The sequence below is a fragment of the Pseudomonas saxonica genome (genome assembly GCF_007858365.1).
GTDB classification, from domain to species: Bacteria; Pseudomonadota; Gammaproteobacteria; order Pseudomonadales; family Pseudomonadaceae; genus Aquipseudomonas; species Aquipseudomonas saxonica.
Genome location: NZ_VFIO01000008.1, coordinates 230,420 through 239,327, shown reverse-complemented (window position 1 = coordinate 239,327; position 8,908 = coordinate 230,420). Strand labels below are relative to the sequence as shown.

Sequence of the window (8,908 nt, the reverse complement as noted above, 5' to 3'; positions counted from 1 at the left end):
CACGAATTGCTTGATTCAGTTGTTAAAGAGCGGTTGGTTAAGCTTTCGCTCAACCGAGGCGCGCATTCTACAGCAGCCCCTGTTGCTGTCAAGCGGTTATTTTAAGATGTTTTCAAAGTTTCCTCTGTAACATCAACCACTTGCGCTTTCGATCTCTCGTTAGCGGGAGGCGAATTCTACAGCGTTACACGCTGCTGTCAACACCTCATTTCCTGCTTCGATGACTTGAAGCTGACACTGCCGAAAACCGTATAACTCATTGAATCTCAAGGAGTTTTCCGTTTCGACTGCGCCGGAAGAGGGGCGAATTATAGGCCGTTAGAATTCTGGGTCAAGCACTAATCGAACTTATTAATAGAAGGCCTGCTTTATATAGAAGGACCGCATTTATTGCGCAGTATATTGCACACACCTACCAAGTTAAGCATGATGGTCGGCTTCAAGCACCCTCTCGCCTAGGCACTCTGCGTAATGACAAAGCAACCACATAGCCTTGCCTCTTCCCTGCTGCCCGTTGGCTTGCTTCTCATTGCCATGGCCTCCATACAATCAGGGGCATCACTGGCAAAAAGCATGTTCCCCATCATCGGGGCCCAAGGCACAACTACATTACGGCTCCTTTTTGCCAGCGTCATCATGCTGTTGATACTGCGCCCCTGGAGAGCCAGGCTCACAGCTAAATCACTTAAAACCGTTATTGTTTACGGGATCGCTTTAGGCGGGATGAATTTTCTCTTCTATATGTCACTGCGCACCGTTCCACTTGGCATAGCCGTAGCGCTGGAGTTTACCGGCCCTTTGGCCGTAGCTATTTATGCATCCCGTAGACCTATCGATTTCCTCTGGATAGGCTTGGCCATTACAGGGCTTTTGCTGCTTATCCCCACTGGAGCAAGCAATGATGGCATTGACCTGACAGGTGCGGGATATGCCTTGGGCGCAGGAGTATGCTGGGCTTTTTACATCCTCTATGGACAGAAGGCAGGCGCGGATAATGGGGTTCAAACTGCAGCCTTGGGCGTAATGATCGCGGCCCTATTTATCGCCCCTATCGGAATTGCTCACGCGGGCGCCGCCCTATTAACACCGGCCTTGATTCCCATAGCCATAGCCGTAGCAATATTGTCCACCGCTCTGCCTTACACGCTCGAAATGATCGCTCTTACGCGCATGCCTGCGCGCACCTTCGGCACCCTAATGAGTATCGAACCTGCTTTTGGCGCACTTTCTGGTCTTTTGTTTCTGCATGAGATTTTAACGTTCACGCAATGGATAGCTATTTCTTGCATCATCATGGCTTCGGTAGGCGCAACCTTGTCGATGCGCAATCATTCAAAGCCTGTAGTTACCGACAGCTCACCTTCAATTTGATACAGCTCTGGTAATTGACTCTCATTTAAGCGATGTTGGTGCGTTATAAGAGTTGTACAAGGGAGAACTCTGGATCTGGATAAGGACATTCACCTAAAACCATGGACAGATGGTTGGTCGATACCACACCCATGAATCCGACGCATACGCTTAAGGACAGAAATGAAACAAATTTTGATAGCTTTAGCCGTGCTTGCTTTAACCGGCTGCGCTGCAACCTCCGAAACTTCCGTTAAGCACGGCAAACGAGGCATGCATATCAATTGCTCTGGATTGTCCTCATCGTGGAATAAATGCTACGCCGAAGCCGAAAAGTCATGCGGCAAAAAAGGGTACCGGGTCATTGCCAAATCGGGCGACAGCGCTGAAGAACCGGGGGACTATCCTTTTGGTTTGAACCCGGCCGGTTATACCAGCCGGAGCATGATTGTTCTTTGCAAGTAGTCGACTCGTATGCACTGCCGCGCCCGTGGCTGAACTTGTGCGCGGCAGCACAGCATCATACGGTGGCTAAAAGCGGTTGGGTCCGGGCCTGCAACCATTGAAGAGCAGCGCCCTCAAGCAAAGGGCTCAAACGCTCACGCACTTGAGCGTGGTAAGCATCCAGCCACCTCAACTCTTCAACTGCAAGCTGCGACGGCTCGAGACAGCGTGTATCGATCGGACACAGCGTCAGCGTTTCAAAGCGCAGAAAAGCCCCAAACTCTGAAGTATTCGCTTCACGGTTCAACACAAGGTTTTCGATTCGCACCCCCCAACGCCCCGGACGATAGGTTCCCGGCTCGATTGAAGTAATCATCCCCACTTGCATCGCTGTTTGCGGAGCAGCCGCAGCCTGGTAGGCAATGACCTGAGGCCCCTCATGCACGTTCAAAAAGTACCCGACACCATGCCCTGTACCGTGACCGTAATCGACGCTGTCTGCCCAAATTGGTGCTCTGGCTATTGAATCCAGCAAAGGCGACAAAATGCCTTTGGGAAAATGAGCCCTGGACAAAGCAATGACGCCTTTGAGTACCCTCGTGCAGTCGAGTTTCTGCTCATCCGTGGGAACACCAACAGGGACCATGCGCGTGATATCTGTTGTACCGCCCAGATATTGACCACCCGAGTCGATAAGCAACAGGCCATCTCCCTCGATCACCGCATGCTCTTGCTCGGTGGCGTGGTAATGAGGCATCGCACCATTAGCATTAAAAGCAGCGATTGTGTTGAAGCTCAAAGATACAAAACCCGGGCGCTTCGCACGGGCAGCGGTCAATCGCTCATCAATAGTCAACTCGGTAATGCGTTCACTGCCAAGGGCGCTTTCCAGCCAGGCAAAGAATTCGCAAAGGGCGGCGCCGTCTTGCTCCATTGCCTGACGGATATGCTGTGCATCATCAAGACTTTTTTGAGATTTGGCCAAGGTTGTCGGATTCAAACCTTCTATCAGCGTCACATCACTGTGCAGATGACTCAGTAGCCCGCAGGTAACGCGTGCCGGGTCTATCAATAGGCTAGTAGACGGAAGCAGTGCTGCCAATGCAGCCCCTACTTCGCGGTACTCGCGCAGCACAACACCCTGCGTCTCAAGATGCTGTTGCAATGCCCTGCTGACTTTTCGTCCATCTACAAAGATCGTGGCTTGCTCAGACTCAATCAATGCAAACGAAACAAACACCGGATTAAATGAAACATCTGAACCTCGCAGGTTAAACAACCACGCGATGTCATCGAGCGTCGCGATAAAGTGTGCGTCAGCCTTGCGCTCAGCCAGTGTTTTGCGCAGCTGCGCCAGCTTATCTACACGGCTTACTGTCGCCTGCGGTGGCAAGTGTTCATAGACTGGCTTAACCGGCAGCTCAGGACGATCCTCCCAAACCTCATTCAGCAGATCAAAGTCGGTTCGCAGTGAAGCCCCCCGCTCTTTAAGCTTGCTTTCCAAGGTCCGTGCCGAGGCTAGAGCAAGTACGGCCCCATCAACCGCGACGACTGCGCCTTCAGGCGCTTGTTCGGCCAACCACTCCAAAGGGCCCGGCTGGCCCGGCTGTAGCTTGACCAACTCAATGGTGCTACCGGCAAGTTCTTTTGTCGCTTGCTCCCAGTAACGGCTGTCTGCCCATAGCCCAGCAAAGGTCGGGGTGACTATTAATGTACCCACTGAACCGAAAAAACCTGACAACCATTGCCGACCCTGCCAATAAGCAGGCAAATATTCCGAAAGATGGGGGTCAGCAGACGGCACCAGCAACGCCTGAATTGCATGGCGGCTCATTAACTCACGTGTGCGCGCCAAACGCTCTAACACCAATCCCGAATTCAACGACTGGGAACTCATACTGTCTCCTGCTCAACACGGCTATTTATTATTCGTTTCGGATAATGGATCAGCCGTCAGGACTGAGCAACCGCCCAAAAAGGAGCTGGCGTGGCAACTGCCGCCTTAATGGCCTGAACCGCGGCATCAATGTCCTGCTCGCGAGTGAAGCGCCCCAGACTCAAGCGAATGGTTCGTGCCGCATCTTCAGCATCAAGGCCTAGTGCAAGCAGTACGTGAGACGGCGCTTTGCTGGCCGAGTTACACGCAGAAGTCGCCGAATAGGCCAAGAAAGTACTCAATGCCGAGCTATTGAATTGCCCCTGACTGAACGTCAGGCTCAAAGTGTGAGGGATTCTTTGTGTAGGACAACCGTTACATCGCACTCCCGGAATATCGGCCAACTGCTCCAGCAAACGCTCACGCAAACGGCTGATATGATTGAGGTCTTCCGCAAATGACTCGCTGGCCAGCGCGAAGGCAGCACCCATGCCAGCAATTTGGTGGGTAGCCAGGGTACCGGAACGAAGGCCGAATTCATGCCCGCCCCCATGTATCTGCGCCTGCAAACGAGCCTGTGCTCGCGGCCCCACATATAAAGCACCAATACCCTTGGGCCCATACACCTTGTGACCCGAAAACGACATCAAGTCGACAGCCCAATTCTCCAGATCGATAGCGATCTTGCCTGCACCTTGGGCGGCATCAACATGAAATAACGCACCGTGCTCACGCACTCGCAAACCGATGGCCGGAATGTCATTAACCGTACCCAATTCGTTATTGACCAACATCAGAGACACCAGCAGCGTATCTTCACGTAAGGCCTCACCGACCTGTTGAACACTGACAAGGCCATTGCTGTCCGGGGCCAGGTACGTCACGTCAAAGCCGGACTGCTCAAGGAAACGCGCAGTATCCAGCACGGCTTTGTGCTCAATTTGACTGGTAATGATGTGCCCGCGCACTTTGCCGCTCGCATGCGCAACACCTTTCAATGCCAGGTTGTTGGATTCTGTGGCTCCAGAAGTCCAGATAATGTGCTCTGGCTGCGCGTTAATCAGTTCAGCGACTTGCTCTCGAGCACGCTCTACCGTGTGGCGGGCCTGTTGGCCAAACACATGGGAGCCAGAAGCTGGATTACCAAAATTGCCTTCAAAACCCAGACAATCAACCATCACCTGAATGACACGGGCATCCACAGGTGTGGTGGCGGCGTAATCGAAATAAAGAGGTCGTTTATTCATTTTACAAACCTACTGAGCGCGTTCCGGAACCAGGCTGTGCTTGATACCCGAAAAATGAAGCCACTATAGAAGCGACCATTAGGAATAACCGATTGAGCCAGAGGAATAAAGAGACTGACTTAAGAAATGCCGTAAGAGCTTTCCCAAAATTCAAAACTTTAAAATAATCCTCCCTTATAAAGCGCCTTTACCGCTCCCTTCGCAAGTCACATATGCCATAAGGATATATAAATATGGAATTACGTTAGTTTACGGAATATCTAAATAACTTTATAAAGCTGTCTCCGGCTTTCCTTTTGTGGACAGAGCCCCTGCAAAAAGGAGCTTTTAATGCAGCTTTTGACTTTACCTGCAACGCCAGCCCTCGCAACGTCTATCAGAGCCACCGCTCAGGTGTTCGAAGACCCGTCTTCGAAAGCATTACTCACCCATTTGCAGCAAATTGCCCCTAGTGACGCGAGCGTGTTGATCATTGGCGAAACTGGCACCGGCAAAGAGTTGGTTGCACGACACATCCATCAACTCAGCAACAGGAATCAGCAGCCATTTGTGGCCGTCAACTGCGGCGCCTTCTCCGAGTCGCTTGTCGAAGCCGAGTTGTTTGGCCATGAAAAAGGCGCCTTTACCGGGGCATTGGCAGCCAAGGCCGGATGGTTTGAAGAGGCCAATGGAGGAACCCTGTTTCTGGATGAAATTGGCGACTTGCCCCTCCCCATCCAGGTAAAACTGTTGCGCGTGTTGCAAGAGCAAGAAGTGGTGAGACTGGGCTCTCGCAAAAGCACACCGATCCATGTTCGTGTGCTGGCCGCTACCAACGTCAATCTGGAGCAAGCCATTGATGCAGGGCATTTTCGTGAAGACCTGTATTACCGACTGAATGTTGTGAGCCTGGCGTTACAGCCACTGCGGGAACGGCCGGGAGACATCCTGCCGCTGGCCAGGCACTTCCTCCAGACCTATCGGCAGCGTTTACAACATGGCCCCAAAACGCTGAGCCTGTGCGCTGAAGAGGTGCTCAGGGAACACTTGGCAAGGCAATATCCGCGAGCTGGAAAACGTCATACATCACAGCTTGCTTCTTTGCCGCAATCCGACCATCACCGCGAAGGATCTGCGCTTGTCGCACTCACGCGGCAGACGATCAGAGCCCGCGATCTTGCCGCAAAATACCCCGGATACCACACAGCACTTACTGCAACGCGCCTTCCACAAGCTCTTTGAAGAAGAGCCCGGTGCTTTGCACGAGACAGTTGAGGACAGCCTGCTGCGTGCCGCCTACGAGTTCTGCCATTTCAATCAAGTGCACACGGCAAAACTGCTCGGCTTGAGCCGCAATGTCACACGCACACGCCTGATCAAACTGGGCGCTCTTTCAGTCAACACGCGCCGCGTTGATACGCACGCATGCCCGGCGATTTAGCAAGCTCACATTCACAGCGGCAGATAGCAAACGAGGCACACGGTCTATCGCCGCTGCACTGAGTTATCGGTAAGATGGCGTCCTTCCTGCGCGTCAGCGCTGTACGTTCCGTCGAATTAAGCCGATCCCATGCCATTTGAACTCAGCGTAGATGTGACCACCCTCGCCATTCTGGCCGCCGTTGCTTTCGTTGCCGGTTTTATCGATGCCATTGCCGGGGGCGGTGGCTTGCTCACCACACCCGCACTGCTCACTGCTGGCCTGCCGCCCCATCTGGTGCTGGGCACCAACAAGCTCAGTTCAACGTTCGGTGCCGCCACTGCCAGCCTGACGTTTTACCGACGCAAACTGTTCCACCCAAGGGAGTGGAAGCTGGCGATTTTCGGGACCCTTGCAGGCGCATTGATTGGTGCGGTTGTCGCCCATTACATGCCCGCCGAATGGCTCAATAAAATGCTGCCGGTGATTGTCTTTGCCTGCGGACTGTACCTGTTGTTTGGTGGCACACCGAAAACCCCGATCGACAACGACGCACCGATCAAAAAGAAATGGCAACTGCCGCAAGGCTTCAGCCTGGGGTTTTATGATGGCGTGGCAGGCCCGGGGACGGGTGCATTCTGGACCGTCAGCAGCATGCTGATGTACCCGATAGATCTGGTGAAAGCCAGCGGTGTCGCCCGCAGCATGAACTTCGTCAGCAACATTGCCGCATTGACCGTGTTTATCATCGCCGGACATGTGGACTGGGTGATAGGCCTGACCATGGGGTTTGCCGTCATGGTCGGCGCTTTTTTTGGCGCACGCAGCGCGATCAGTGGCGGCGCCAAATTCATTCGCCCGGTATTTATCACCGTCGTATTGGGATTGACCGTACGGCTAGCTTGGCAGCACTGGTTCGGCATGGCCTAAGCGGCGCGCCACATACAAGTCGATAAGGTAGCGCGCAATTGAGCGCGACGCGGGCAAAGGCGGCAAGTGGTGCACATTGAACCACTGCGCATCCTCTATCTCATCGGCTTGAGGCACGATGTCGCCGCCTGCATATTCAGCATGAAAGCCCAGCATCATGGAGTGCGGGAACGGCCAGCACTGACTGCCTACGTACTGGATATTCTTGACCTCCAGCTGCACCTCCTCGCGCACTTCACGAATCAGGCATTCCTCGGCAGACTCACCCGGCTCGGCAAACCCCGCCAACGTGCTGTACACGCCCGGCACGAAGCGTGGCGAGCGCGCCAGCAACACTTCATCGCCACGGGTGATCAGCACAATCATACTGGGCGAAATACGCGGATAACTGCGTAAGTCGCAAGCCGCGCAGTACATGGCACGCTCCAGCGGAACTTGAGTCATTGCCTGGCCGCAGCTGCCACAAAACCGATGTTCACGCGACCACGTGCCAATCTGCGCCGCATAGCCCAGCACCTTATAAAGGGTGTGATCACCCTCAAGCATAAATACCCGCAAACCCTGCCAACGACACCCTTCAACCTGTGCCTGCCCTTCCAGCTCCAACAGGTATACAGGTTCGCCGTCCAGATACCCGATGCCGTGCTCGGCCAATACGGGCAGCGCCTGACGCTTGAGCCACTCACGCGCAAAGAGCGGCCCGTTGTCGTCCAGCAAAAAACCGTCAGGGCCGCGCACCACTGCCAAGCCGCCAGGTTGCTTTGTATCCAGTACTGCCGTGGTCCAACGCGGTGTCATCAAAGGATCCTTGGTCAGGGTGAAAAAATATCAATCCAGAAATTCAGGCTTTTGCTTGGTCATATGCGCCGTCATCGCCAAGCGCAGGTCGTTGGACTGGAGCATGGCTGCGTTCCAGGTCGCTACATACTCCAGGCCATCGTCAACCCGATGATCGCGCATATAGCTGATCATCTTCTTGGTCCCGGCGATGGCAATCGGTGATTTGCCGGCAATCTCCTGTGCAATCGCCATAACCCCGTCGAGCAAGGTCTGTTTATCCGCGAAAACCCGGTTGACCAGACCTATTGCTCGGGCCTCATCAGCAGCAACCATGCGCCCGGTATACGCCAGCTCACGCAGCATACCGTCCCCGATAATGCGTGGCAGGCGTTGCAGGGTGCCGACATCAGCCGCCATACCCATGTCAATTTCCTTGATCGAGAATTGCGCATCTTCAGCGGCATACCGCATGTCGCACGCAGCAATCAGATCGATGGCTCCACCCAGGCAATACCCCTGAATAGCCGCCAGAACAGGCTTTTGGCATTGATCGACAGCGTTGAAAGACGCTTGCATGCGCAGAATCTTGCGTCGTAGCAGCCGCGCGTTACGCCCCACATCTTTGCCCATCTCATTGGCAACAGAGGCAAGTAACATCAGATCAATACCGGCCGAAAAGTGTTTGCCCGCACCGCTGAGCACCACCACTCGCACGGCGTCAGTCTCATCGGCCCACTGAAAAATTTCAATGATTTCGGTCCAGAATGCCGCATTCATCGCATTGATCTTTTCAGGGCGATTGATCTGTACATGGGCAATATTGCCCTTTAACTCAACCTGAAAAGCCTGGTAATCGGACATAACCTGAATCCTTTTTGGAGT

At 53.7% G+C, this 8,908-nt stretch carries 7 protein-coding genes and 1 pseudogene; 4 read left to right on the top strand and 4 right to left on the bottom strand.

All coding sequences use genetic code 11. The features are described from left to right. Nucleotides 1-471 precede the first annotated feature (471 nt). The gene (gene rhtA, locus FJD38_RS19050) at nucleotides 472-1,371 is read left to right on the top strand and encodes a threonine/homoserine exporter RhtA (protein ID WP_122781995.1); all 900 of its coding nucleotides are present in this window, start codon (nucleotides 472-474) and stop codon (nucleotides 1,369-1,371) included. A gap of 162 nt (nucleotides 1,372-1,533) precedes the next feature. After that, nucleotides 1,534-1,815: a hypothetical protein gene (locus tag FJD38_RS19045; protein ID WP_122781996.1), complete on the top strand. Its 282-nt coding sequence runs from the start codon at nucleotides 1,534-1,536 to the stop codon at nucleotides 1,813-1,815. Nucleotides 1,816-1,870: 55 nt separating this feature from the next. Here the strand turns inward: FJD38_RS19045 and FJD38_RS19040 are convergent, their stop codons facing one another. Together FJD38_RS19040 and FJD38_RS19035 are read right to left on the bottom strand one after the other, a co-directional pair. Then, nucleotides 1,871-3,691, bottom strand: coding sequence for an aminopeptidase P family protein (locus tag FJD38_RS19040; protein ID WP_146386894.1), 1,821 nt, complete (start codon nucleotides 3,689-3,691; stop codon nucleotides 1,871-1,873). A 56-nt stretch (nucleotides 3,692-3,747) separates the two neighbouring features. Then, nucleotides 3,748-4,917 (bottom strand): cysteine desulfurase family protein, encoded by a 1,170-nt coding sequence (locus FJD38_RS19035; RefSeq protein WP_146386892.1) that lies wholly within the window; start codon nucleotides 4,915-4,917, stop codon nucleotides 3,748-3,750. 330 nt (nucleotides 4,918-5,247) lie between these two features. Here FJD38_RS19035 and FJD38_RS19030 point away from each other — a divergent pair. Continuing rightward, nucleotides 5,248-6,337 (top strand): annotated as a pseudogene (locus FJD38_RS19030) (sigma-54 interaction domain-containing protein). 129 nt (nucleotides 6,338-6,466) lie between these two features. After that, entirely contained in the window at nucleotides 6,467-7,246 is a 780-nt protein-coding gene (locus FJD38_RS19025; protein ID WP_146386890.1) for a TSUP family transporter, read from the top strand. On the opposite strand, the gene nudC is transcribed toward FJD38_RS19025, so the two are convergent. Then, a complete protein-coding gene (gene nudC, locus FJD38_RS19020; protein WP_146386888.1) occupies nucleotides 7,214-8,044 on the bottom strand; it encodes an NAD(+) diphosphatase in 831 nt (276 codons plus the stop codon). The genes FJD38_RS19025 and nudC overlap by 33 nt on opposite strands. A gap of 30 nt (nucleotides 8,045-8,074) precedes the next feature. Further along, on the bottom strand, nucleotides 8,075-8,887 hold the full coding sequence (locus FJD38_RS19015; protein WP_146386886.1) for a crotonase/enoyl-CoA hydratase family protein: 813 nt from the start codon (nucleotides 8,885-8,887) through the stop codon (nucleotides 8,075-8,077). Nucleotides 8,888-8,908 lie beyond the last annotated feature (21 nt).